At 43.2% G+C, this 25,750-nt stretch carries 21 protein-coding genes; 12 read left to right on the forward strand and 9 right to left on the reverse strand.

Going from position 1 to position 25,750, the window contains the following annotated elements:
• Window positions 1-70: 70 nt before the first annotated feature.
• The 5 genes from arsS (at window position 71) to ACMFL8_RS04990 (ending at window position 4,462) form a co-directional block, all read left to right on the forward strand.
• The gene (gene arsS, locus ACMFL8_RS04970) at window positions 71-1,069 is read left to right on the forward strand and encodes an arsenosugar biosynthesis radical SAM (seleno)protein ArsS (protein ID WP_194620107.1); all 999 of its coding nucleotides are present in this window, start codon (window positions 71-73) and stop codon (window positions 1,067-1,069) included.
• A 12-nt stretch (window positions 1,070-1,081) separates the two neighbouring features.
• Entirely contained in the window at window positions 1,082-1,927 is an 846-nt protein-coding gene (locus ACMFL8_RS04975; RefSeq protein WP_189584415.1) for a DUF547 domain-containing protein, read from the forward strand.
• 14 nt (window positions 1,928-1,941) lie between these two features.
• Window positions 1,942-2,655, forward strand: coding sequence for a TIGR04283 family arsenosugar biosynthesis glycosyltransferase (locus tag ACMFL8_RS04980; RefSeq protein WP_413190263.1), 714 nt, complete (start codon window positions 1,942-1,944; stop codon window positions 2,653-2,655).
• A 17-nt stretch (window positions 2,656-2,672) separates the two neighbouring features.
• Window positions 2,673-3,320, forward strand: a complete 648-nt coding sequence (locus ACMFL8_RS04985; protein ID WP_413190264.1) for a TIGR04282 family arsenosugar biosynthesis glycosyltransferase — start codon at window positions 2,673-2,675, stop codon at window positions 3,318-3,320.
• Window positions 3,321-3,418: 98 nt separating this feature from the next.
• On the forward strand, window positions 3,419-4,462 hold the full coding sequence (locus ACMFL8_RS04990; RefSeq protein WP_194620101.1) for a methyltransferase domain-containing protein: 1,044 nt from the start codon (window positions 3,419-3,421) through the stop codon (window positions 4,460-4,462).
• A 312-nt stretch (window positions 4,463-4,774) separates the two neighbouring features.
• Here ACMFL8_RS04990 and mtnP read toward each other — a convergent pair whose 3' ends face one another.
• Window positions 4,775-5,668: an S-methyl-5'-thioadenosine phosphorylase gene (mtnP, locus tag ACMFL8_RS04995; protein WP_194620100.1), complete on the reverse strand. Its 894-nt coding sequence runs from the start codon at window positions 5,666-5,668 to the stop codon at window positions 4,775-4,777.
• A 408-nt stretch (window positions 5,669-6,076) separates the two neighbouring features.
• On the reverse strand, window positions 6,077-6,553 hold the full coding sequence (locus tag ACMFL8_RS05000; protein WP_189584441.1) for a GFA family protein: 477 nt from the start codon (window positions 6,551-6,553) through the stop codon (window positions 6,077-6,079).
• Window positions 6,554-7,049: 496 nt separating this feature from the next.
• Here ACMFL8_RS05000 and ACMFL8_RS05005 point away from each other — a divergent pair, with 496 nt between their 5' ends.
• The 3 genes from ACMFL8_RS05005 to ACMFL8_RS05015 are packed head-to-tail and all read left to right on the forward strand — an operon-like array spanning window position 7,050 to window position 10,609.
• Window positions 7,050-8,072, forward strand: coding sequence for a TAXI family TRAP transporter solute-binding subunit (locus ACMFL8_RS05005; RefSeq protein ID WP_189584442.1), 1,023 nt, complete (start codon window positions 7,050-7,052; stop codon window positions 8,070-8,072).
• Entirely contained in the window at window positions 8,050-8,595 is a 546-nt protein-coding gene (locus tag ACMFL8_RS05010; protein ID WP_194620099.1) for a DUF1850 domain-containing protein, read from the forward strand. Before ACMFL8_RS05005 ends, ACMFL8_RS05010 begins: the two co-directional genes overlap by 23 nt.
• A 10-nt stretch (window positions 8,596-8,605) precedes the next feature.
• Window positions 8,606-10,609 (forward strand): TRAP transporter permease, encoded by a 2,004-nt coding sequence (locus ACMFL8_RS05015; RefSeq protein WP_194620430.1) that lies wholly within the window; start codon window positions 8,606-8,608, stop codon window positions 10,607-10,609.
• 144 nt (window positions 10,610-10,753) lie between these two features.
• Here ACMFL8_RS05015 and lipA read toward each other — a convergent pair whose 3' ends face one another.
• On the reverse strand, window positions 10,754-11,800 hold the full coding sequence (gene lipA, locus ACMFL8_RS05020) for a lipoyl synthase (RefSeq protein ID WP_189584448.1): 1,047 nt from the start codon (window positions 11,798-11,800) through the stop codon (window positions 10,754-10,756).
• A gap of 368 nt (window positions 11,801-12,168) precedes the next feature.
• On the opposite strand from lipA, the gene acnB reads away from it, so the two are divergent.
• The 3 genes from acnB to ACMFL8_RS05035 all read left to right on the forward strand — a co-directional run bounded on the left by acnB (window position 12,169) and on the right by ACMFL8_RS05035 (window position 16,807).
• Window positions 12,169-14,772 carry a bifunctional aconitate hydratase 2/2-methylisocitrate dehydratase gene (gene acnB, locus ACMFL8_RS05025; protein ID WP_194620098.1) on the forward strand — a complete coding sequence of 868 codons (2,604 nt, stop codon included), beginning with the start codon at window positions 12,169-12,171 and terminating at the stop codon, window positions 14,770-14,772.
• 241 nt (window positions 14,773-15,013) lie between these two features.
• A complete protein-coding gene (locus ACMFL8_RS05030; RefSeq protein ID WP_413190265.1) occupies window positions 15,014-16,186 on the forward strand; it encodes a Shedu anti-phage system protein SduA domain-containing protein in 1,173 nt (390 codons plus the stop codon).
• Window positions 16,187-16,363: 177 nt separating this feature from the next.
• Complete coding sequence (locus tag ACMFL8_RS05035) at window positions 16,364-16,807, forward strand: PACE efflux transporter (RefSeq protein ID WP_194620095.1); 444 nt, start codon at window positions 16,364-16,366, stop codon at window positions 16,805-16,807.
• Between the two features lie 119 nt (window positions 16,808-16,926).
• Here ACMFL8_RS05035 and ACMFL8_RS05040 read toward each other — a convergent pair whose 3' ends face one another.
• Window positions 16,927-17,724, reverse strand: coding sequence for an enoyl-CoA hydratase/isomerase family protein (locus ACMFL8_RS05040; RefSeq protein ID WP_194620093.1), 798 nt, complete (start codon window positions 17,722-17,724; stop codon window positions 16,927-16,929).
• A 369-nt stretch (window positions 17,725-18,093) separates the two neighbouring features.
• Between ACMFL8_RS05040 and ACMFL8_RS05045 the strand changes: the two genes are divergently transcribed.
• Complete coding sequence (locus ACMFL8_RS05045; RefSeq protein WP_194620091.1) at window positions 18,094-18,906, forward strand: alpha/beta fold hydrolase; 813 nt, start codon at window positions 18,094-18,096, stop codon at window positions 18,904-18,906.
• Between the two features lie 112 nt (window positions 18,907-19,018).
• On the opposite strand, the gene ACMFL8_RS05050 is transcribed toward ACMFL8_RS05045, so the two are convergent.
• From ACMFL8_RS05050 to ACMFL8_RS05070, 5 genes are all read right to left on the reverse strand, one after another.
• Window positions 19,019-20,098 carry an HpcH/HpaI aldolase/citrate lyase family protein gene (locus ACMFL8_RS05050; protein WP_413190266.1) on the reverse strand — a complete coding sequence of 360 codons (1,080 nt, stop codon included), beginning with the start codon at window positions 20,096-20,098 and terminating at the stop codon, window positions 19,019-19,021.
• A gap of 69 nt (window positions 20,099-20,167) precedes the next feature.
• On the reverse strand, window positions 20,168-21,394 hold the full coding sequence (locus ACMFL8_RS05055; RefSeq protein WP_413190267.1) for a cysteine protease StiP domain-containing protein: 1,227 nt from the start codon (window positions 21,392-21,394) through the stop codon (window positions 20,168-20,170).
• A 32-nt stretch (window positions 21,395-21,426) separates the two neighbouring features.
• Window positions 21,427-22,251: an HAD hydrolase family protein gene (locus ACMFL8_RS05060; RefSeq protein WP_413190268.1), complete on the reverse strand. Its 825-nt coding sequence runs from the start codon at window positions 22,249-22,251 to the stop codon at window positions 21,427-21,429.
• A 42-nt stretch (window positions 22,252-22,293) separates the two neighbouring features.
• Window positions 22,294-23,616, reverse strand: a complete 1,323-nt coding sequence (locus ACMFL8_RS05065) for a phosphoribosyltransferase domain-containing protein (protein ID WP_413190269.1) — start codon at window positions 23,614-23,616, stop codon at window positions 22,294-22,296.
• Between the two features lie 65 nt (window positions 23,617-23,681).
• Window positions 23,682-24,914 (reverse strand): S1 family peptidase, encoded by a 1,233-nt coding sequence (locus ACMFL8_RS05070; RefSeq protein WP_201591542.1) that lies wholly within the window; start codon window positions 24,912-24,914, stop codon window positions 23,682-23,684.
• Window positions 24,915-25,750 lie beyond the last annotated feature (836 nt).

Below are 25,750 nucleotides of genomic sequence, written 5' to 3' on the forward strand. Positions count from 1 at the left end.
TGACTTCTGAGACTGAGTCAAAACTGACTTAATCTGCTAATAAAATGCTACTGAATGGATTCAATAATTTATGAAATCTACCATTGAACTACTCGAATTTACCGATTTCCCCGCTATCAAACGCCGTCAACTGACGATATTACAAGTCAATATGGGCTACTTATGCAATATGTCTTGCGTCCATTGCCACGTGGCTGCCAGTCCTTATCGGACAGAGATGATGTCGCGTGAGCTGGTTGAGATGATACCCAAAGTGCTGCAAGCGCAAAATATTGATACGCTCGATTTGACGGGCGGTGCGCCTGAGATGCATGAGGACTTTAAGTATTTGGTAAAGGCGGCTCGCGCCCTAGGTGTCAAAGTAATAGATCGCTGTAATCTGACTATCCTCATGGAAGATGGGTATGAGGACATGGCGCAGTTTTTAGCAGACAATCAAGTTGAAGTGGTGGCATCTTTACCTTGTTATTCCTTAGAAAATGTAGACAAACAGCGCGGTAAGGGTGCGTTTGATGACAGTATATTGGGACTGCAAAAGCTCAATGCCTTAGGTTATGGCAAGCCTGATTCAGATTTGACATTGAATTTGGTCTATAACCCACAAGGTGCCACGCTGCCGCCCAATCAACAGCAGCTTGAAGCGGACTATAAGCGCGAGCTAAAAGAGCATTTCGATATTGAGTTTAATCAGTTGTTCGCTTTGACCAATATGCCGATTCAGCGTTTTGGCGCGGTGCTGTTGGCCAAAAACCAATTCCACCCGTATATGGATTTGCTCAAAGAAAATTACGTGGCTGCCAATTTAGCGGAAGTCATGTGCCGCTCGACCATCAGTGTCAACTGGTTGGGTGAATTGTTCGATTGTGACTTCAATCAGCAGTTAGAGATTCCTGTACCCAATAAGTCACGTCAGCACCTAAGCGATTTGCTGACTCAAAACCCTTCTGGTGACGTCATCGCTATTGCTGACCATTGTTATGGTTGCACAGCAGGACAGGGGAGTAGTTGCGGTGGCGCGCTAGAAGAAGAGACAGCAGACCAGACGATAGAAAACACCTCATCGATTTAAACGGAGTCACTCATGAATATTTTTGATAACATCAGTAAGAGCACAAGCAGTTTTTCAAGCAGTCGTTTAATGATCAAAACGGCAGTGGCCACTTCTATATTATTGGCCAGTGTCGCCAGTTATGCTGATTTTAATCATAGCACTTGGGACAGCTTACTCAACAAAAACGTCACTATGACGAATGGTGGCAAAGCCTCTGTCGTTAATTATAATGGCATGAAAGCGGATAAGAGCAAGCTTGATAGCTATATGGCGGCCACTAGCAAAGTCAGCCAGTCAGAATTCAATCGCTGGAGCAAAGACGAGCAATTGGCCTTTTTGATCAATGTTTATAACGCAGGTACGGTAGAGCTAGTGTTGACCAAGTATCCTAGCATTAAGTCGATTAAAGATATCGGTGGGATATTTGGCTCGCCATGGAAACAAGATTTTGTCACGCTACTAGGCAAAAAGCGCTCGCTCGATGACATCGAACACAATCTAATCCGTGGCTCCAAACGCTACAATGAACCACGTATTCACTTTGCGGTGAACTGTGCTAGCATTGGCTGTCCAGCCTTGTTAGACGATGCTTTTACAGGCAGCAAATTGGATAAGCAATTAGAGCAAGTAACCAGTAAGTTCTTAGCCGATAGCAGCCGCAATCGTCTCAAAGGAGGCACACTTGAGGTATCGCCAATTTTTAAATGGTATAAAGAAGACTTTGAGTCTAATTGGCGCGGCACCAAAGATTTAGAAGGATTTTTAGCTCGCTATAGCTCATCTTTAAGTCTGGATAAATCGCAAACGGCTGATCTAAAAGCAGGTAAAACGAAGATTGGCTATACCGATTACAATTGGAATTTGAATAAAAAGTAAGAATACGGCCAACTATGACAGCGACGGTTTCTATCATTATTCCAGTACTCAATGAGGCAGATAATTTGCCTCATTTGTTTGCAAATATAGACAGCCTAAATCCCATACCGAAACAAGCTATCTTGGTCGATGGTGGCTCAAGCGATGACTCTATCGGCATAATGCAAAGTTTTATTAAAGAGTCAATGCTCGATAATTATCGTAAAGTGGATTGGCAAATGATTGAGTCCAAAGCAGGGCGTGCGCAGCAAATGAATGCAGGTGCAGCATTAGCAACTGGCGATATTTTGCTATTTTTACATGCAGATACGCAACTGCCAATCCAAGCTATTGCAGAAGTAACGACTGTTATAAATTCCTCAGAATGGGGTCGTTTTGATGTGCAGCTTAATAGCCGTCAGCCGATGCTGCGATTGGTCAGTCAAATGATCAATTGGCGCTCACGATTGAGCGGAATCGCTACGGGCGACCAAGCTATTTTTATTAGGCAACCTTTATTCGAGAAAGTCGGTAATTATCCTAATCAGGCATTAATGGAAGATGTTGAGCTTTGCAAACAACTAAAAGGTATTGCCAAACCTGCTTGCTTGAAAAGTAAAGTCATCACCTCGGCCAGACGCTGGCAACAATATGGCACTTGGCGGACGATTGTCTTAATGTGGCATTTACGTTTTGATTATTGGCGTGGGGTGTCGGCTGATAATATTAAAGCGCGCTATTATAAATAAAAGAATAAACGCTTACCATGAATCAAAAATCACAAACTTGCATCATTCTTTTTGCCAAATTTCCCGCACAGGGTATGGCAAAGACCCGTCTGCAACCAGCGCTTGGTATTGAAGGCGCCGCGCAAATGGCACAGCAACTGCTGTTGCATAGCATAGAAGAGGCCGTTGCTACTGGCTTTACAGTTGAGCTATGTGTTAGTCCTGCGCCAAGTGATCCTTGCTGGCAAGCGCTTGATTTGCCTGACCCACTGCAATGGTCAGCGCAAGTGGAGGGTGATTTGGGCTTTCGTATGCTGGGAGCCAGTCAGCGAGTATTGCAACGTTTTGAAAAGGTTTTATTAATTGGTACGGATTGTCCTAGCCTCATGGCAGCGCGTATTCAACTAGCAGCACAGCAGCTAGATCAGCATGATGCAGTCATGATTCCTGCATCAGATGGTGGTTATGTGTTGCTCGGATTTAAACAAGCGGATAAAAGTCTTTTTTCAAATATCAGCTGGAGTACGGCTAGCGTGGCTGCGGTGACTAGGCAGCGCTTTGCAACATTAGATTGGACACTCGCACTATTATCACCTTTACATGATATTGATGAGCCTGAAGATTTGCAGTATTTGCCAAATGGCTGGCTGGATTCTCACGTCAATATCAAGGTCGATGACAGCTGATAAGCGTTTTAATAAATTGGCTAAAATAGTGCGGCTATATTTATCAAAGTCATCACTAAGACTTTTAACTGGATTGTACATTCAATAAGGATATTGTTATGCAGGACGTGGTTCAGGATTATTATGGTAAACAGCTACAAAGCACTGCTGATTTAAAGACCTCGGCGTGTTGCGATATTAGTAATATGCCTGAATGGCTCAAACCGCTGCTGGCTAATATTCATGATGACGTCTTGAGTCGTTATTATGGTTGCGGATTGGTTTGTCCGGCGTTACTTGAAGGCTGCCGCATTTTAGACTTAGGAAGTGGTTCGGGCCGCGATGTCTATGCACTAGCGCAATTAGTTGGCGAGACGGGGCATGTGGTCGGTGTCGATATGACCGATGAGCAATTGGCAATCGCAAAACAGCATCAAGACTATCATGTCGACAAGTTTGGCTATGATAATGTGACTTTTATAAAAGGCTATCTTGAAAAGTTAGATGAGCTAGCGTTAGCAGATAATAGCTTTGATATTATCGTCTCAAATTGCGTCATCAATTTATCCACTGATAAAGCTGCAGTGATGGCCAGTGTGCAGCGTTTACTTAAGCCTGGTGGAGAGTTTTATTTTTCTGACGTCTATGCTGATCGCCGTATTCCGCAACATCTAATCGAAGATCCTGTCCTTTATGGAGAGTGTTTGAGTGGTGCCTTGTACTGGAAGGACTTTACCCGTTTGGCAAGAGGCGCAGGATTTTTAGACCCGCGTCTGGTCGAGGATCGCCCACTTGAGATTACTGATCCCGCACTGGCGGCTAAAATCGGTGACATTCAGTTTTTCTCTGCTACTTATCGTTTGTTTAAGATTGCCGCGCTTGAAGACGCCTGCGAAGATCATGGACAAGCAGTGATATACAAAGGATCTATTGAACAGTCACCTCATCGTTTTGATCTGGATAAGCACCATGCTATTGAGGCGGGTCGAGTGTTCCCTGTCTGTGGCAATACGTTTCGAATGCTACAAGAATCTCGCTTTGCACCGCATTTTGAATTTATCGGTGATGACAGTCGCCACTACGGTATTTTTGCAGGTTGCGGCGAGCTAATGCCATTTAATCAGTCTGTAACGCTAGCACCTGAGCTGGGCGGCTGTTGTTAGTGTCAAAGCTGTGTATAGTCAGTGAAAAGTAATATCGACACATGACGTACTGCTGATATCAATTTTTCTTGCTTACTGTGCCTGCGCAGACAGAGGCTACAAAAAATTGATATCAGCAATACCGTAGCGTTTTTAGGATACTTTGACTATAGTTAGCGTACGTTGCAAATATACGAGCTAAAATCCTAAAAAAGGCCATTAATTCAAGTTAATGGCCTTTTTGTATGTGCATGTTTGTATGTGTATGGAAATTTAACACTTTGCTGTCTGTCATTATTTCAGACAAGCATCTATCGATACACTTTTAAATATTTAGTACAGTAATGCAGCAAGTCTGGTTTTGGTCTGCTCGTCCATCACGTTCACAGGCGTTACCAGTGCTTGGGCTAAGGCATTATGTGCGATTGAATCTGGCAGTTCAGCGGCAATCAGAGCGACCGCTTCCTTAATCACTTTCTGAGCATTTTCAGCATTTTTCATCAGGTTTTTTATGGCGTAATCTGCACTGACTGCTTCTTCGGTAGGATGCCAACAATCAAAATCTGTCACCAAGGCCAACGTAGCATAAGCAATGCTGGCTTCACGTGCCAGTTTGGCTTCTGGCATATTGGTCATGCCGATAATACCTGCCTGCATTTGCCGATACCACTGGGACTCTGCACGAGTTGAGAACTGTGGCCCTTCGATACAGACATAAGTTGCCTGTGAGTGACATGCTCCCTCAAAAATATCTGCTTTGTCGTAAGCTCGCTTTAGGATATCTGCTAGGGCAGGACATAGTGGATCTGCCATCGATACATGAGCGACTGCGCCTTCACCAAAAAACGTACTGACTCGCTGCTTGGTCATATCAATCATTTGATCGGGTACGACCATATCTAGCGGCTCAATATGCTCTTGCAAAGAACCGACTGCGGATACTGACAAGATATAGCGCACGCCTAATGTCTTTAGTGCATAAATATTGGCGCGATAAGGGACTTCAGACGGGATGAGTTTATGACCTTGACCATGGCGTGTCAAAAAAGCAACCGTCACACCCTCTAATTCACCAAGGACAATATCATCAGAAGGGCTACCATAAGGCGTCTGTATGGTGATATTGCGTTTATTGGCGAGTGATTGCATTTGATAGAGACCACTGCCGCCAATGATAGCAATGTCGGCAGAGTGTTTTTGCGTGTTTTCTACTGCAATTGAAGTCATATCAGGTTCCAAATGATAGCTAGTAAAAGTCGTAAAAGCTGGTGTTACTCGCTTTTTCCTCAAAATATAGGCAATAACAAAGGTCTTGGTAAATGTGTTCTGAGAAAGGGTTTTACATTCTAAATATAGCCACTAACGTTTAGGGCGTGTTGAACATTCACAAATAGGCACTGCTGATTGCGAAAACTGTTCTAGACAAGGCGTAAAACGACGGTAATGCTCATGCCTTAACTAGGTTTACAACGCAGCATAGGACAGTTTTCGCATCAGCTCTAATATCAACAGAGGGAGACAGGACTATTTTTTGCCATTTCATGGTTAAAAGTAGACGCTTAGAATGACTAAACTTACTGTTTTTAACGTCGAACTGTCTAAAAAATAGTCTCTGTCAGTGCCATGGTCGAATGTTCAACACGCCCTAGTGACTCTCTTATACATACCTTGAGCAAGCGCCTTAACTGTCATCGCCTGACTTTGTACAAAGCCATTGCACTTAGGCAGGTCATCATCCATATCTTGGACTCGGCGATTATAAAATAGATGCATGCTAGGTTCAGGTAGCGCGGCGACATTAGGGAGATTTGTCGTGGGTATTAATATGAGGTTTCCGCCCACTGCTGTTTCTATACTGGGTTTATTGCAGCGCGTACACAGCCCGCGGCTAATATTCGGCGGAAGTTTCCAACGGCGGAATTTGGTTCTAATCAGGTTTAACTTACTCACATCCGATTTGAGTAAAATCGTTACATCATTATACGCTTGGCCAGTGAATTCTTGGCAAATAGTACAGTGGCAGATAAAGCGGCCGATGGGCTTATTATTGATAGTATAGGTGTTGCTAGAACAGGAGCAAGAGCCTTCCTGTGGTATAAATTCGCTGCTCATTGGTCAATCCTTATCAACAAAGTTGTTATTATTTATCATACTCAAAACATAGCACTATCTTAGCTTACTATAGTCGGTTCAAGATGATTTAGATACAATAAAGGCGTGTGACAGTACTACAGATAGTAGACTGAGCAAGCCTGACCCCTTGTCCAATTTGTATAGGATTGACTGCTCTATAAGTATTATTGAAGGTAATCACAAATACCCTTATTTCTGTTTGGGTAATGATAAAGGTTTACACTCGGTCTAATTTTTGTTTAAATAGTTTAACTAATGAAACTTTGTTCCGCATGGCAGAACATGCTAAATGCCCATCAATTAGACAAATTACTATTTTTGACTCAAAACGCTTTATTTGTAAGGTTTTGAGAGAAGGTAGGCTACGGTTTATTTATGACAGAAATTACTATACTATTACAGGTCTGTAACGCATTAACATTTAAATGTTGATGCCGTTAGATGTATTAAACTGATTATTTCAAGGATGAATGCAATGCTCAAATTCACAAAATCTCCGTTATTTTTATCAGCGATGTTAAGTGCCACTCTAGGCCTAACCGCGTGCTCATCGCCAAGCTCAGAAAGCACTGACAGTACGGAAACAGACAGTGCTGCCACCGAGGCCACTGCTGCCGATAAGCTGGATACCAAATTTCTTACCATCGCTACAGGCGGGGCATCTGGTCCTTATAACATCATTGGGACGTCATTGTCCGAAATCTATGTCAAAACTTTTGGGGTCAACTCAAAGACACAAACCACGGGCGCATCAGTCGAAAACGTCAATCTATTGACCCAAGGTAAAGTCGATATGGTATTGGCGCTCAGTGATGTGGTCACGGACGCAGTCGAAGGTAAAAATAACTTTGATAAGCCGATCGCTAACATTCAACAGATTGCTGTCTTGTATCCTAATGTGGTGCAAATCGTCACCACCAAAAAATCCGGCATCAAAAGTATTGAAGACTTACGTGGCAAGCGCATCGCTGTAGGCGATCAAGGCTCTGGAACGGAAGTAAATGCGCGAACTTTATTAGAAGGGTTTGGCATCACGTATGATGATGTCACGGTCGATTATTTGGGCTTTTCTGAAGCGGCTGATGGTATGAAAGCAGGTAAAATTGAAGCGGCTTTCTTTAGCAGTGGTCTACCAAACTCTTCATTGATGGAGCTAGAGCAGGGCTTAGACTTGCAATTGATTACCATCAACCAAGACAAGCTAAAAGAAATCATTGCGACCAAGCCTTACTTCAAAACCTTTGAGATTCCTGCTGGCACGTATGGCAACGAAACTGCCATTCCAACCGCAGCAATCATGAATGCTTTGTTGGTTAGCTCTGATCTATCTGAAGCTGATGGTTATAAGTTAACCAAAACATTATTTGAGAACTTGGAAGGTCTAAAAACAGCGCACCAAGCGGCAAATGATATCAGCTTAGAGACTGCCCGTGAAGGCATGGTCGCCCCAATCCATCCTGGCGCTAAAAAGTACTATGACGAACAAGCAGCCAAATAATTCATTATGGCTATCAACTGGCGCAGCATTTATTGCCGCGCTGGTTTTTTTTACGCTATGGATGGGGCTTATTCTCCAGCCTGTGGTCGAAGTGCGGATCAAAGGATTAGAGGGATCTGACGATAAGGTGTGTTATTTCGTCGAGCCTGATTTTCAGCTACGCTGGATACATTCTGTAGAAAAGCAATGGTGGGAGGAGCAATACCAACGTGAGAGCGATGGCCTGCTGCTGACCACCACGTATTTTGAAGCCTTTGGCGCAGGTACACCCTCAACCGAAGCGCTTGCTCCCATACAAAAACCTGGCTATCTGGGTTATCAAATCAATGAAAAGCTCCCTAACTTAAATTGGATCGTATCCAGACTGACCAAAGGCGAGATTGATTATGGCGACCACCGTGTTTTGATTCACCAGATGGTGCCGGACTATTCTGAAGTGGTGATCATGCCTAAGACGTATGGTTTAATTGATAGATTTAAAAAGGACTTGTGTCATGAACTCCCAAGTGACGGATCACGGTAGCGTAACTACCATGCCAGACGCTGATGTTGATAAAGATGCTGAGGCAGATGCGATCAACAAAGCGGTATTGGAAAAATATGACCGAGAGTCAATCACGCGTCATATCACCCAAGGACCAGTGAAGTATCTCATCGCTGGAATTTGTATACTCTATTCCCTTTTTCACTTATATATTACTTTTAATCCGATGCCAGCATTGCTACAACGCTCTGTACACGTGGGCGTTGGTTTTGCATTAATATTCTTGATTTTCCCTGCTAGCAAAAAAAGTAGCCGAAAAAGTGTGGCATGGTATGACTGGATTTGGTTTGCACTGTCTTTATCTGGCATGGGCTATCTGATTTATGAGTATCAAGACATTGTGACCTCGCGTGGCGGTATGGCAAATCAGGTTGATGTGATATTTTCACTGATTACCGTGGTCTGTGTACTAGAAGGCAGTCGCCGAATCACTGGTTGGATTTTGCCGATATTAGCAGGGATATTCTTAGCGTATCCATTTGTCAGTCATTTGGATTTTATGCCCGATCGGCTACTGACTCGCCCTTATGATATGGGTGATATTTTTGGTCAACTATTCTTAAAAACGGAAGGCTTGTATTCGGTTGCGATTGGTGCATCAGTCACGTTCATTTTCTTGTTCATTCTCTTTGGTGCGTTCTTAGCACGCTCAGGAATGGGACAGTTATTTAATGATTTGGCACTGGCAATCGCTGGTCATAAAAAGGGTGGGCCTGCAAAAGTAGCAGTCATCTCTAGTGGTTTTATGGGCAGTATTAATGGCTCTGCGTTATCGAACGTGGTCAGTACCGGTGCCTTTACAATTCCGTTAATGAAAAAGGTCGGCTATCATAAAGATTTTGCGGGTGCCGTTGAGGCAAGTGCTTCTGTAGGCGGGCAGATATTGCCACCGATTATGGGCGCGAGTGCGTTTATTATGGCGGAGACAACAGGACTGCCGTATAGCACGATTGCGTTGGCCGCATTACTACCAGCGATTTTGTATTACTTGGGCGTCATTGCGCAGGTGCATTTTCGCGCTGGACGTCGTGATTTAAAAGGCATCGCTAAAGAGAACTTGCCAGCAGTAAAAGAGGTGCTAAAAGCGCGCGGTCATATGCTATTACCGATCGTCTTTTTGGTTTTCTTATTAATCAGAAATGTCCCTGTCGGCTATGCAGCGGCTTATACCATTGGTTTTACAGTCGTGGTTAGTATGCTGCGAAAAGAGACTAGAATGGGCTTTTCCGACATTTTGGGGGCATTAGAAGATGGCGCTCGCCAGTCGCTCGCCGTGATGGCTGCTTGTGCGGTCGTCGGTATTATCATCGGGGTCGTGAGTCTGACCAGCTTCGGGACAGTGATGACCTCCTCTATCGTAACATTAGGCGCAGGGTCGTTATTCTTTACGCTTATTTTAACGATGCTTGCCTCAATGGTCTTAGGCATGGGGCTACCGTCTATTCCTGCCTATATCATTACTGCAACGATGGCAGCGCCTGCATTAGCAGGTTTTGATATTCCGATTTTGTCAGCGCACATGTTTGTTTTCTATTTTGGTATCTTTGCCAATATCACACCGCCTGTATGTCTGGCAGCCTTTGCTGGTGCGGGTATATCCGGTGGCGATCCGATGAAAACAGGATTCTTGTCGCTGAAATTAGCTTTGGCTGGATTCATCGTACCGTTTATGTTTATCTACAATCCAACGATGCTGATGATAGATCCAACGGGTCTGGCAGTTACGGCGAAAGATTTCCCACTGCCGCCTATTATCGATATCATCACGGTGGTAGTGACTTCAGTGACGGGTGTCATCGCGTTAAGCTCGGCACTCGAAGGATACTTCAGAGGCGGTATGAATACACTGACTCGTATCATCTTGGCTATTGGTGCTTTACTATTGATTTATCCTGAGATTACCACTGGTATCGCAGGTGGGATTATTGTCCTTGGTATTGCTGTGTTGAATATAAAAACGAACGGAAAGCCAACACCAACTTTAACTGTTTGAAGCGTTGGCCTTGAAGGCTTTACAAGTTTATTAAAGTCACAAAAAAAGGGTGAATAACAAATCTGTTATTCACCCTTTTTCTATTCTTAGGAGATGTCTTAGCAATTATCTTAGCAACTATTCTCACATTACTTTATTGCTAAATTAGCAGCCAAGTTTGCCTTCAGCTTCTAATGCTTTTTTGCTGCGAATTGGTGCAGGGCAATCTTCGCCATAGTATTGACGATCTGCGAAGTAGCTTGAGCGTACCATTGGGCCTGCCCAAATGCTAAAGAAGCCAATTTTTTTGCCGTAGTCCATATAGCGTTGGAACTCATCTGGATGGACATAACGATCAACGGGCGCATGATTTTTACTAGGCTGTAGATACTGACCAACCGTAATCATGTCTACATCATGGGCTTTTAGATCATCAAGTAGTGCATAAATCTCTTCTTCGGTCTCACCAAGGCCGACCATAAAGCCACATTTGGTAGCGATATCTGGACGACGCTCTTTATACAGCTTGAGCAAATCAAGTGAGTGCTGATAATCAGAACCCGGACGGAACGCTTTATATAGGCGTGGCACGGTTTCGATATTGTGGTTAAAGACATCTGGCGGCGTTTCAGTTAGCAAGTCTAATGCTACTTCCATACGACCACGGAAATCAGGAACCAATATCTCGATCAGGCAATTTGGGCTGAGCGCTCTGGCTTCATTAAGCACTTCAACAAAATGAGCGGCACCGCCATCTTTTAAATCATCGCGATCGACTGAGGTAATAACCGCATACTTCAGTTTTAGACCTAAGATCGTCTCAGCCGTATGACGAGGTTCGTCGGCATCGAGATTGTTAGGGCGACCATGTCCGACATCACAGAATGGACAGCGACGGGTACAGATATCACCCATAATCATAAAGGTGGCCGTACCATCAGCGAAGCACTGTGGTAAGTTTGGACAAGCCGCTTCTTCACAGACGGTATAGAGCTTTTGCTCACGTAGCGTTGCTTTGATGCGAGCCACTTCAGCAGGTGATGACATTTTGACCCGAATCCAATCTGGCTTTTTCTTCGCCTCGATGGTCGGGATCACTTTAATTGGGATACGTGCAACTTTATCGTAGCCACGTAGTTTTTCTCCCTGAACTGCTTTTTTGGGTTTAGCTTTGGCAGCAGGAACGTGTGTTTGTACGGCTAATGAGCTCATAGTCTTATCCTAAACCCTGATAATCCTAAACCTTTGTAGGATAAGGGTTTTGTTTATTATTTTCTAAGAATAGGTCGTAAAATTCGTATAGGGATTATAGCAAATCTCAGTCTAAATTTCATCCAACCGTTTTATAATACTGTTATTGATTTTTCAGCATTGAAACAGGCCAAGTAACCGTATAAAAATACCTTATATTTTTTTAATAAATATTGACTATGGAGGCGGGAAAGCGCTTTGCTGGTTAACATTTTGCCCATTTTAAGCTATATTAGCGGGGATAATTATTCCATTTGGTACATAGGCGCAGGCTGTCATGCTGACTACCCACGTATTGTGCTAATCCCCAACTGACGAGGACGACTATTGTGTTAGAAGCTTATCGTAAACATGTCGAAGAACGTGCTGAGCTAGGAACGGTTCCGCTACCACTGAACGAAAAACAAGTAGCAGAGTTGGTTGAACTTTTAAAAACGCCACCTGCAGGCGAAGATGCGTTCTTGATGAACTTGCTAGAAAACCGTATTCCTGCTGGTGTTGACCAAGCTGCTTACGTTAAAGCGGCGTTTTTAGCGGCTATCCTTAAGGGTGAAACATCTTCACCACTTATCAGCAAGCAAAAAGCTGTTGAAATTCTAGGCACCATGCAAGGTGGCTACAACGTTCAGCCGTTGGTTGCTGCATTAGATGATAAAGAAGTTGCACAAGACGCAGCTGAAGCACTGAAAAAAACGTTGCTCGTATTTGATGCGTTCAATGACGTGACTGAAAAATCGGAAGCTGGCAATACCATCGCAAAAGAAGTTGTTCAATCTTGGGCTGATGCAGAATGGTTCTTGAACCGTGCTGAAGTACCACAAAAATCAACTTATACGACGTTTAAAGTCACTGGCGAAACCAACACTGATGACTTGTCACCTGCGCAAGATGCGTGGAGCCGTCCTGATATCCCATTGCACTCATTAGCCATGCACAAAAACTCTCGTGACGGTATCGTCGCTGACGAAGAGGGTGTTGTTGGTTCTATGAAGCAGATCGAAGAGCTGAAGAAAAAAGGCCATCAATTGGCTTATGTTGGTGATGTCGTCGGTACAGGTTCTAGCCGTAAGTCTGCGACCAACTCAGTACTTTGGTTAATGGGTGATGATATCCCTAACGTGCCAAACAAACGTGGCGGCGGTCTAGTACTTGGTAACAACATCGCGCCTATCTTCTTTAACACTATGGAAGATTCTGGCGCATTGCCAATCGAAAAAGTGAATGTTGATAACCTAAACATGGGTGATGTATTTGACATCTATCCGTATGAAGGCAAAATCACTAAGCATGACTCTGATGAAGTATTGTCTACGTTCAAGCTAAACTCGCCAACTTTGCTTGATGAAGTTCGCGCTGGTGGCCGTATTCCATTGATCGTTGGTCGTGGTTTGACCAACCGTGCTCGTGAATACATGGGTCTTGGTCATTCAGACATTTTCGCTAAGCCAGAAGAGCCAGTTGATACTGGTAAAGGCTTTACTCTAGCGCAAAAAATGGTTGGTAAAGCTTGTGGTCTAGAGGGCGTACGTCCTGGCATGTACTGTGAGCCTAAAATGACTACCGTAGGAAGTCAGGATACGACTGGTCCGATGACGCGTGATGAGCTAAAAGATTTGGCTTGCCTAGGTTTCCAAGCAGATCTAGTAATGCAGTCATTCTGTCACACTGCTGCTTATCCAAAGCCAGTTGACGTTGAGACTCAGCACACACTACCTGACTTCATCATGAACCGTGGCGGCGTAAGCTTACGTCCGGGCGATGGTATTATCCACTCATGGTTGAACCGTATGCTACTTCCAGATACCGTTGGTACTGGTGGTGACTCGCATACTCGTTTCCCAATGGGTATCTCGTTCCCAGCGGGTTCTGGTCTGGTTGCATTCGCAGCAGCGACTGGTGTTATGCCACTTGATATGCCTGAGTCTGTCCGTGTACGCTTCGTTGGCGAACGTCAGCCTGGTATCACGCTACGTGACTTAGTCCATGCGATTCCTTATCAAGCCATCAAAGAAGGTCTATTGACTGTCGATAAGAAAGGCAAAATCAACGAGTTCAACGGTCGTATCTTAGAGATCGAAGGTCTAGAAGACTTGACTGCTGAGCAGGCGTTTGAGCTATCTGATGCCTCAGCTGAGCGTAGTGCTGCTGGTTGTACGATTACTCTATCTGAAGCGTCAGTGACTGAGTACCTAAACTCAAACATCACGCTACTTAAGTGGATGATCTCAGAAGGCTATGGCGATGCGCGTACTATCAGCCGCCGTGTTGAGCAGATGCAAGAATGGTTGGCTAACCCAAGCCTGATGCGTGCTGATGACGATGCTGAATACACGATCGATATGACTATCGATATGAGCACGATTAAAGAGCCGATTCTTTGCTGCCCGAATGATCCAGATGATGCTAAGACACTAGCTGACGTCGCTGGTGATACCATTGATGAAGTATTCATTGGTTCATGTATGACCAACATTGGTCATTTCCGCGCCGCTGGTAAACTGCTACAAGATGTACCAGCAGGTAGCTTAAAAACTCGTCTATGGATTGCGCCACCAACTAAGATGGATGCGCGTCAATTGATGGAAGAAGGGTACTACAACATCTACGCTCAAGCCGGCGCTCGTACTGAGATGCCAGGTTGTTCACTATGTATGGGTAACCAAGCACGTATCGCACCGAAGTCTACTGCGGTATCGACCTCAACTCGTAACTTCCCGAACCGTCTAGGTCAAGGCGCTAACGTATACCTTGCTTCTGCAGAGCTTGCAGCGGTAGCAGCGGTACTTGGTAAATTGCCGACTAACGACGAATATCAGCAGTATGCTGGCATGCTTGATAGCATGGGTGAGGAAGTGTATCAATACATGAACTTCGACCGTATGACTGATTATACTGAAGAAGCAGACAAAATTAACGTCGCTCAGTTGACCTAATTTTGTTTAAATCTTAAGTTAAACGTTTTTAAGTTCTAAAAATAAACCCCGTATCGTGATGATGCGGGGTTTATTATATGTTTTCTATCTATTAATTAACAAAAGAAGGATCTTATTAATCAACAATATAATTAAAACTTTAATTTATATGCTTAACTTTACTGTTCTAACGTTATACTTACTTCTTTGTAAATGCATATCAACGAGATATTAACTGGCTTTTAATAATATAGAGGTTTTAATGCTGTTTGAAAAATATGTTTCAGAGGTTAAAAGTATATTTGAAAGTTATTTTAAATATGTATTAGAGATGCAGAAAGAAGGGAGTCTAGATTCACAAGGTAATACTATACTTTATCCAAACATTTTATTAATTACAAATTGTTCTGGGTACTATGTAGCTGAGCTTATAGGTGCTGTTAGAGTATATGATGGTCTTACAGTAAAAAGGCATAAGGAAAAATCTATATATCGTTATTTAAGTCAATTTGATGGTTCGAAACCTGATCCTTGCTTTAACCTTGAGGGTAAAAATTCTGGATTTAGATTTTTGTGTTTAGCTCAAGATGCAGACTTTAAAGCGCTGAAAGAAAGATTTCCATCTATAGAAACTTATGGTTCAAAGTTAAATAGAACAGGTGGTAAAGGAAGTGTCTTTTCTTTCGGAGAAAATTTTGAGTCATGTTCAATTGAAAACTGTATTCTTGTAAATCGGTTAGATAATCTATATCGTTGTAAAAATATATTGGCCACATACATTTTTAAAAGTGCTGTAACTAAAATAGAATTAATCGATTTTTTTAATAAAAATTTAAGTGAAAAAGAAGTTAAAGGTATTCATACCGTTAAAGGAAAAAGCGAAGAGCAACTTATTGTTGCAGGTCAATTGCAAAGTATGTATTTATTTCCTGGAATACATGAAACTACAATTGGAGAGTTCTTAAAATTACACCCTGAAATAATAAAAAAAGCATTTAAAACAGAACACTTTGAATATGAGCCTTATTTAAAGTGGCTTGAACATGATGGGACATGTGATGATACTGCAATAAATCCTGACTTGCTGATTAAACGCTCTGATGGATATTATGATATATATGATTTGAAAACTGCTGCGTTAGCAAAAAAAAATATTACTAAAGGTGGAAGAAAAAGACGTAGGTTTATTGATTATGTCGAGGAAGGTGTTGCACAACTTGCCAATTACGAAGAGTATTTTACATATCAAAAAAATTCAGATTTTGCAAAAGAAAAGTATGGGATTGAAGTTAAAAACCCCAAATTAGTACTAGTCGTTGGAAGTTGGGAAAACTCCTCACCTGAGGAAGTTGTTCAAGCAAGAAGAAGATATGCGGGAATTGAAATAATAGATTATGATACCTTTTGCCAATTGTTTATTGGCACAGAACAATAAGTTATTTAAATAAGCCCTTTATTACTTTTGTTTTGCTATAAGCACTAACTGATTTTCTCAGTTATCTTCTGTATAATATAAGCGCAGGCGGAAACCGTGGCTCTGCACTCAATCTATATTTTTTCTCTCGGGACGGACCGATACTTTGATATGCACTTAGGTGCTTTGGAGTCTTGGTTGATTACTTTATCCCCACTCAAACGTCGTATCGTCTACGTGATTGTGTTTGAGATTATCGCAATTATTTCCTCTACCTTTGTATTAATGAAGCTAAGCAATAGCGATGCAGCAGACTCTCTACCCGTCGCGATGATGGTATCTTTGGCTGCAATCATTTGGAACTTTGTATACAACACCGCTTTTGAGACTTGGGAGGAGCGCAGGCAGATAGCAGAGCGCACGCTGCTGATTCGTAGTGTCCATGCATTGATATTTGAAATCGGTTTGGTTTTGATCTGTTTGCCGTTATATATGTTTTGGTATCAGGTTGGTTTGCTCCAAGCATTTATAATGGAAGCCGCTTTACTCGTATTTTTCTTGATTTATAATTTTGTGTTTACCTTTATTTTTGACAAGGTATTTACCTTACCTTATCACTATAAGTCAGCATCTGCTTCTTAACCACAGACATAAACGAAAAAAGGGCTACCATATTGGCAGCCCTTTTTTTGATGCTATGAATAGTGAATTATCTGGTTAAGAATAGGTTCAGCCGCCAAATTGAACAGCCTATTACCCAGTTATTTTCCCTGATAAACTGGCTTGCGCTTTTCCATAAAAGCGGTAATGCCTTCTTTAAAGTCATCCGTGACTGCCATCATGTTTTGTTGTTCAACTTCCATATCAAGCGCTTCATTGAGACCAGAAAAAGCGTGAACATTAATCATATGCTTCATTGACGCCAATGCTTTACCCGGTAATTGACTCAAACGAGTGGCAAGAGCCTGCACGCTTGCGTCTAATTCACCTGCGCTGACGACACTATTTACTAAGTCTAAACGTGCCACATCGTCTGCTTTGAGCTTATCACCTAGCATCACCAGCTCAGTGGTCTTGGCAGCACCAATCAATTGATTTAGTAGATAAATACCACCAGCATCTGGAATCAAACCGATATTGACAAAGGCTTGGACGAATTTTGCATTGTCAGCGGCGATACGGAAATCGCAAGTCAGTGCCAGATTCATGCCCGCACCAGCGACCGCACCTTCCAATTTAGCAATAATTGGCTTGTGAATATTACGCAGCTTTAAACTCACTTCAGCGACTTCACGTAGCATAAAATCAAGCTTTGCGACCAATGCCTCAGACTCCATACCGTTCTCTAGCATTTCACCGATATGACCACCACTAGAAAAATTATTATTTGACCCTTGTAGCACAATCACGCGTACGTCTGCGTCTTTATCCGCTTTATCAAGCGCATCTATCATTGCGTTTTTTAATGGCGTGCTAAAGGCATTCAGGGTCTTAGGATCGTTCATGGTGATGGTAGCGATATGATTTTCGCTTTGATACTCGACTAGAGATGGTGACATCTTGGCTTTCCTTAGTTAAATTAGCTGGGTAATAGAGGGTTTAAAATAGAAGCTGAGCAGGTTTTGTAACAAATAATTCACTATTGATTACTATAGCAGCTTGCTATGATTATAAAAGCAGGTTTTGTGGGCGCTTAGGACAAATCGACAGTGTGGTTTAATTTATCTCGCTGTGCTAATTCCTTAGGAGGCCCCGATAAAAACGGCCCATTCAGAAATAAGACTATTAACTGAGTGGCTGGTGAATTATGCTAAAAGAACAGTGGAAAAAGTAAAGTGTTAGAAAGACAGGGCTAAAAAGAAAAGACAGTCATATGCTTAGGGTCTGTTGAACATTAATTTTTTAATCGATTACACAAGGAAGTTGTTATGCCAAAGATAAAAATCAATAACGCCAATATCTATTACGAAGATAGCGCCCCAAACGATACGCAAAAACCAGTCATGGTCTTTGCTCACGGGCTACTTTGGAACACTAGAATCTATGACAAACAAGTTGAGCATTTTCAGGACAGCTATCGCTGCATCGCTTTTGACTTTCGCGGACAAGGTCAGTCGCAAATTACCAAAGACGGCTACGACATGGACACCTTGGCAGATGATGCTATTGGTCTACTAGCAGCGCTCGATATAGACAGCTGTCATTATGTCGGTCTATCGATGGGCGGCTTCGTTGGACAACGCATCGCTATCAAAAAACCAGAGCTGCTAAACTCATTAACCCTAATAGATACTTCGGCTGATGCTGAAGACCCTGATAATATTCCTGGCTACAAAAAGCTCATTACGGCTATTCGTTGGTTGGGTATGAAAAGGGTGAGTAAAAAAGTCATGCCTATTATGTTTGGCAGCACTTTTTTGACAGACAAAGCCCGTAAAACCGATCAAAAAGAATGGTTGGCGATGCTCAACGGTAATCGCAAAGGTGGCGTCGTCAAAGCCACGATGGGAGTCATCGAACGTGACGCTGTCTATGATCAGCTTGATAGCATCACGACGCCTACTTTAATCATCGTTGGTGATGAGGATGTCGCTACTCCTTACGACAAAGCTGAGCGTATGCACTTCGCCATCGATGGCTCTAAGCTTGCGATAATAAAAGGCTCTGGACATACTTCAACGGTAGAAGAGCCTGAACAGGTCAATAAAGTGCTCAGTCATTTTTTGACGAGCTGTGTATGATAAATACTGCTAACTCATAATAATAAAGACGCCGTTATCATTGATTTGATAACGGTGTCTTTGGTTTTAATGCTAACTAAGCTAGAGCTCTAGGCGTGATGTGTAGCTAAAGCTACAGTCGCGATGCATAGTCACTATGACCATCATTGATGGTGCCGAATACGTCGGCACGATTGACGATTTCGGTTGCCCATGCACGATGCGTGGCAGGCTCTAGCATGGTGTTGTTGTATTTAAACACCGCTTTGGCTTCGCTATGCAATATGGCTTGTGCCTCATCTAACGTGCTCATCGGCACACAGTAGGCCTGTTGGACTAAAGCGATTTGGCTAGGATGGATGACTGTTTTACCGACTAAGCCCAAGCTGACATCTCGGGTCAGCTCTTGCATAAACAGCGTTGGCTGATCTAAATACTCAAAGACCGGCGCAGTGAGGTAAAAGCCATGCGGCACAAAGCAGCCAAGCAGCTGATAAACAAGAGTACCGATAGGGGTGTCATAGACAATACTGTTTTTCGGACGGCGCAAGCGCAGCGCGGCAAACAAGTCATTGCCGCCGATACGTAGAGCAAAGACTGGCTGGCTAAAGGCTTCTTTAAAACCAATGGCCAGTTCTTGATTGTGATGCGGGTTAAATAGCGCAGCGGTCTCAAGCGTGGGCATGAGCAACTGATCGATGCTGAGATTCTGACAGGCCATCCGCCAGTCGGATAAGCTATACATATCGACTTTGGGCATGACGAAGCCGTCGATAAGATCTATATGAGTATAGTCTGCCAGTTGTTGCAACATCATCGGATTGCGCGGACGTATAAAGACCAGTGGACGCGTCGGATGCTGGTTTTTTTGCTCTGATTGCTGCTCTGATTGAATGCCAGATTCTCTTGATGGATCATTGATACTATCGACGTGTATCGCCCAAGTATTGAGCAGGGTTTGCAGTCGTGTCAGTGCCAGCTCGACATCGCTGTGACTAACGGCATCTTCTAGGCAGATAATAATACTATTAATCGTTGGTAATTTATCACGCTTAATAACTTGCCAAATATCTTGGCGAGTAGCAGGCATATAAAGGCTTGCACCTAGCTGATACGGATGATGAGTACTGGGCTTGACCATCACATGCCGTTCAGTGATGAGATGCGCATAAGACTGAGTATAGTTATAAAGGTTTGATTCGTTGTTTGACATAATTGGCATCGTAAATAGTGATAAATGAGTGGTTATACATGGTCATAACAGACAGCTTATATCGTTGATTCAACTGTCTTTGCTACGCTGCTTGATAAGAGTGATGGCTTGATAGGGTAGTATTTTATCACCTAATACACTGATATTGATATTTCGCTGCGCACATAAATGTCGCAACAATACAGTATCAGGATGCTCAGCAGTGGCTAATAGGATGCGCTCAGGGTCACGGCGCAATATCGCCCGTGTTGCCTCCGCAATCGTTGGCTTAATACGGTTACGATTGGTGATAGCGTAGTCCGCTGCCAGCTTATTGATTAATTCAGCAGTTTGGTAGCGCGGCTGCTGGTAGGTTGGCAAGCACTGTGGGGGTGTGCTCAATGAACGCCGTGCCGCATCAATATGATTGATAAATGCTAAGCTATGATCTACCGCGACCAAATTATCATAAAAGACGCTGCGATGGAGACCTGATTGCGGCTCGGTATATAAGCTACGCGAAATCAAACCCGAGACGGTACTGTTTAGCAGTCCCGATGGTATCAACCAATCTTCTTCACTAGCCGACAGCCAAGCAACACCAGCGGGATCAGCGAGTGTTAAGAGGGGTATGACGGTAGTGTTATTGACAGTACCTTGATCAGAAGTGCTTTGATCAAAAGTATCTTGACCAAAAGTGCTTCGATGAAAAATATTGGCAAAATGTGCATGACTAGGGTCGCTAAAGGCTTCAAGACTCCGCGCCAATTCTTGATAAATGGCACCTTTTCCTGTCCAGCCATCGACGAATACTATCGGACTGTTTGGATAAGCATCCAGCAGCATTTGCAAAGCGACTGGATCAAGCCCGCGATCTCGAATGATGCTGATGCCATAATGCACACATGGCAATGTGTAGCTGCTATCGATATCTGTTAAAGCACGCTGCAATAATACCCCAATCGGCAAACCAGCTCGCACCAAGCTGACCAATACTAATGGGCGTTCAGCGTTAACCGCTTGCTCGAAAGTATTGTGCAATGTGTAAGCCAAGTTGGCAATATCAGTCGCAGTCCTCGTTGTGCCTTGCTTTAGCGCCTGAGAATATAGCTGCTCATGCATCGCAGTTGGCGCGACCTCTAAGGTCAGCATATCTGAATAGTGCCGTTGCCCACTTTGGATCAGCGCTTCTTTTTGGCTAACAGGTACATCAGCGACCGCGTCTTTATCGACAATATCGAGCAGCACGGTCACATCGCTGGCAAGATAGCTGCCTGAGCCGTATTTCTCTAGTTTTTGAATATAAAGGTTAGTCATAGAAGGTCTTTTACTCGTATAAGCTACTGTTGTTATAATTGTTGAGAACTAAGATGGTCATGTAGCTGACCATGGTTGGGCATACCGTACCAGTCCAATAGCTGTAGAAAAGGCAAGTCGGCTAAGCTATCACCAAAACCAAAACTGGGGCGCTGGCTGTCTAAATAATTCTCTAATAAAAACTGTACTGCATGGCGCTTGTGAACCGCATGCGGCAGTATCGCTAAGTTATTGGCATTCACATGGACATAAAAATCTTGATCAAAATTTGGTATGAGTGTGGGTAGCTGCTTGGCTAAATCGGCTAATACTTGATGATCTTTTTGCGCGTGTTTAATCGCCAAATAAATAGTGAGTTCACTGGCAATAAAAACATCGCTATGCGGGGTAAGTTTTAAGCCATTATTAGCCCCAATGTCTTCTTGGTTATGATTACCAATCAAGTCAGTCAACTGCTTTAGTTTGGCTTGTAATGGTGCAAGCTGCTCATGCATATACTGCTGCCATGCGCTTAACAGCTCACCCTCAGCCGTTAAAATAATCGCGCCATGGGTTAAGACTTGCCAACTGTAAAAAGGCAATTTAACACGTTTTATTTCATCGCGGTCACGTGCCGTCACTACTATCAATTCGGTACTAGCCAATAGCCAATTAAAGAGTGAGGCTTGGCGCTGACTCATAAAGCTTAACGGTTCGCCTTGCTTATTGACCGTGGCGCAAACCAAATTTTCAGGTTCAGTAGTAGGCAAATCCCATGCGTCGATTTTACGCTGGGTTTGAAACAAGGTATCGTCCAAATCCATAAGTGTGTAAGGTTTAATAATGTCGGGGTTGGCTTGGAAAAATGGCGTAGTCATAGAAATGTCCGTAAATCGTGGGTTTGAAAATCATTGAATAACTTACAGCGTAGGACTTACCACCAGTACATTATCTAAATTTTGCCACAGGTCATCAACACTATCGCTTGAGGTTTCTACACACAATACGATCAAGTCCCAATCACTAGGCTCGACATTATAAGCAAAATTGGTCATACCAAGCCCATAATTATCGCCAAAGCTCAGCATCGTCTTAATTGCACCACCAAGCGCAATCGGTGAGCGGGTCAACGCACTAAATTTAACGATAGCATCTGTGTCTGAATCTGACTTTTGAGCCGCTGCCTCAAGCCATTCCGCCAATAAAAACGGTAACCAAACAAACTCATTGCTGCCCAATACCAAGATTCTTTTTGGCAACTGAGTAACATCAAAGCTTTTTTGATCAAGAAAGCTTTCTTGGTTATTAAAGCGTGCAAATGCAGCCTGAAAACTTGAAAGATACTTATCAAACCCCTCTGTACTATCTAGCGTTGGAAAACGCCCCCAGTTGCCCGTATGACCAAGCGCCTGACTACCAGCAGCAGTGGTATCGACCGATGGCATCGTGATGGGTTCAGGATTGGGTGCATCTGTCCATTGCCATGCGCCAGACAGTAAGTGATGACGATGAAACTCAATACCTGTCAAACGATCCGCCATCCGCGCAGGCTTGGTATCCTCTGTCTGCTTGTTTGTGTTTTCTTGATCTAATGACCAATCCACCAAAGTGGTGAGATGTACTTGCTTTAATTGTGTCAGCCCTGCATTGCGTAAGGCAGTGACGACATTGACGCATGTATTACCCGTTGACGCCTCATCATCGACCATAATCAGCGTTTTACTAGCAAGTAGCTGCTCCTGAGTAACGCTATCTTTGCTCTGATAAATCAAATGCTGGCTAGCATGACTGTGGTCTTCACAGAAAGTCGTCAGTAAAGAGTTGGCACCATTAGGATCACTATTTTCATCATGTTGTGCATGACGAGTAGAGTTCAATAGTAGCGCTTGAGGATAGCGCGTTTGTAATGCTTGATGGACGCCAGCAGATAGACCGACAGCGGTCTCTGCCATACCAATGACCAGAATTGGCGTTGGCAATTCATTAGGCACTAGGTTTGCCAAATCCGTAAAAGCATGTCGCATGGTACTGGGCGCGACTGGAATATGGCGACCTAGCACTTTTGATACAAATAAAAATGCACGTTTGGGATTAATGCGCTGAGCAAAGCCAAGCAAGTCTTTTAATTGATAGCTATCGTCTCTTTCTGAATCACGGTTACTCACGACCATATTCGTTTGATAAGTGAGATCAAGCGTACCGCGTGGTAGCGTGATGGTGGTGCTTTGTTGCTTGTTTGACATTCATATTCCTTAACACACTCTGTTGAAGTGGCTATTTTTATATTAACTTGATTTTTTTAGATATTTTAACCTTGACAGCCCACCAGCCAAAGCGCCCCGCGACTCTGTTTACTGAGTTGCGGGGTAGTCAGTGGAGCAGTTGTGGCGTTAGATCCGTGAGCAGCGCTATCCAAACTGATACCAGCGCTCGCAAGTAGGGCAGATAATAACTGAAATTTTACCGCATAGTTCATATTTTGTGCATGTTCATGGACGAGGCTGGCAGTCACCATGCCGATTACCTCGCCTGTTGGCAGTAACAGTGGACTGCCACTAGAGCCGGGCTGAATTGGTGCGGTAAATTGCATGTAACGAATGTCATCGCTTAAGCCTGTTAGTCCTGAAATACAGCCCTGCGTGACTTGTAGTTGACTACTAAGTCCTGATAGCGGGAAGCCCAAAGTGGTGATAGTCTCGCCCAAAATATCCGAACACTGCTGCGCCAATGGCAGGTGGCAAGGTAAAGGGTCGCTCACTCTAATAATGGCTGAATCGCTACCGATATCACTGAGTACCACTTGCGCCTCACGGTCAGGCTGACCTTGCTGGCGTACACCAATCATCGCCGCCGATTCAATGACATGATAACAAGTCAGTAGGTGATACTCATCAATCGCAAAAGCCGTACCTGTCCATGTTTCACCAGCTTGAACTTGGCGAGGCGTGCGAGTGTCACTATTGGGAGAACCACGCTGCTGCTGCTGCGCCTCTTGAATGAGCGCATGAGTATCTGGCGGACGAATATCTAGACTGACTTGTACTCGTTGCTCAAGGCTTGCCAGTCCTTGAGTCGAGCTTTCACCGAGCGCTCGACATTTAAATTGCCCATTGCGTTTATAAATCTCAAACACGATTGCGGCTTTGACATGGCGCTCGCTTGCTAGGAAGTCATAGTGAATAGCACCACCGTTTAATGTCAAACTTACCTTGTGTAATTCGACAGCGGGTAAATTAAGTGTTGGCTCTTGATAAGTATAAGCGATTAGTTGTAAGAAGCTAACCCCTTGCACATCAAATAAATCAGGTAAATCAAGCTGCCATTCGCGTGGCGTATCGCTATTGTCCAGCTTTGCCCAGTCTTTAGGCTCGTGCAAATAGGCGGGACTACAGACCGCTTTGCGCTGCTCATTTAGAGGTAGCCATAATAGTCCAAGTTGCTGCCCAAACCTAAGCGAATCTGAGGTCGTAAATTCAACAGTACAGCGTTCTTGAGTGATCACTGTGTTTGCGCCTAACACTAATGTGGTCTGTGCTGTCATCGTATGTATCCTAATTGATATTTTCGTGTAGTCGTACTCGCGCGGAGGCTTTATTCGTATGACTGCGATAGAAACCATATTTAGCTATGCTAAGAGTTTAACTCAGATGTTATATCAGTGATTTTAGAAAAATGAATATGCTATGGGGTAAATAGTAAGTGAAAAGCATAGCGTCAGTTTAAAGTAAAAAACGTGTACTCGTCACAATGTTTTACTGACAAGCTTTCGCTATTAATAAGAATGATAGAAGCTAAAGAAAATCTATTAATAACGTCACATAGTTTTAATATGATTCGATAGAAACTCTATTGAGTTGAGTAAAACCTTATCCAAATCATGGCTTTAAAGAAATAAGATGTCTATAAATTAGTAAACTTATATTCTGTATTATGCCTTGAGCCATCTATCGGATAATGTCACCACCTATCGGACAATGGCTTGTGAAGTATTGCTAGACCATAAGAATATCGTGATAATGCGATAAAAATTCATTACTGTTTAGAAACTTTACTGTAGCCTGCTGCTCGTAAAGAGATTTCAAAAGTAACCCCGTATCTGAGACCACCGTTCCTGTCTTATTTTAGCGCTCACTTTTTATTTTTAAATATACAAAAAGCTAAGAATTGCATAGCTGCGAGTAATGCTGTGTTTGATAACTATGCTTATAAATTTATCAGTTATTACAAGTAAGACGGTTTAGTCACTCTATGTTTAATCGCATAGTTAGAAAAGAATTTTACATATTGCCTTCCCATCATATTTATACGACATAACAGTTAACGAGATAGAAGCTCGCTGTCTGATTTATACAAATGGTTTGGTATAAAAGCTTAGCA

Origin of the sequence: Psychrobacter sp. AT9 (genome assembly GCF_047272965.1) — a bacterium.
GTDB classification, from domain to species: Bacteria; Pseudomonadota; Gammaproteobacteria; order Pseudomonadales; family Moraxellaceae; genus Psychrobacter; species Psychrobacter glaciei.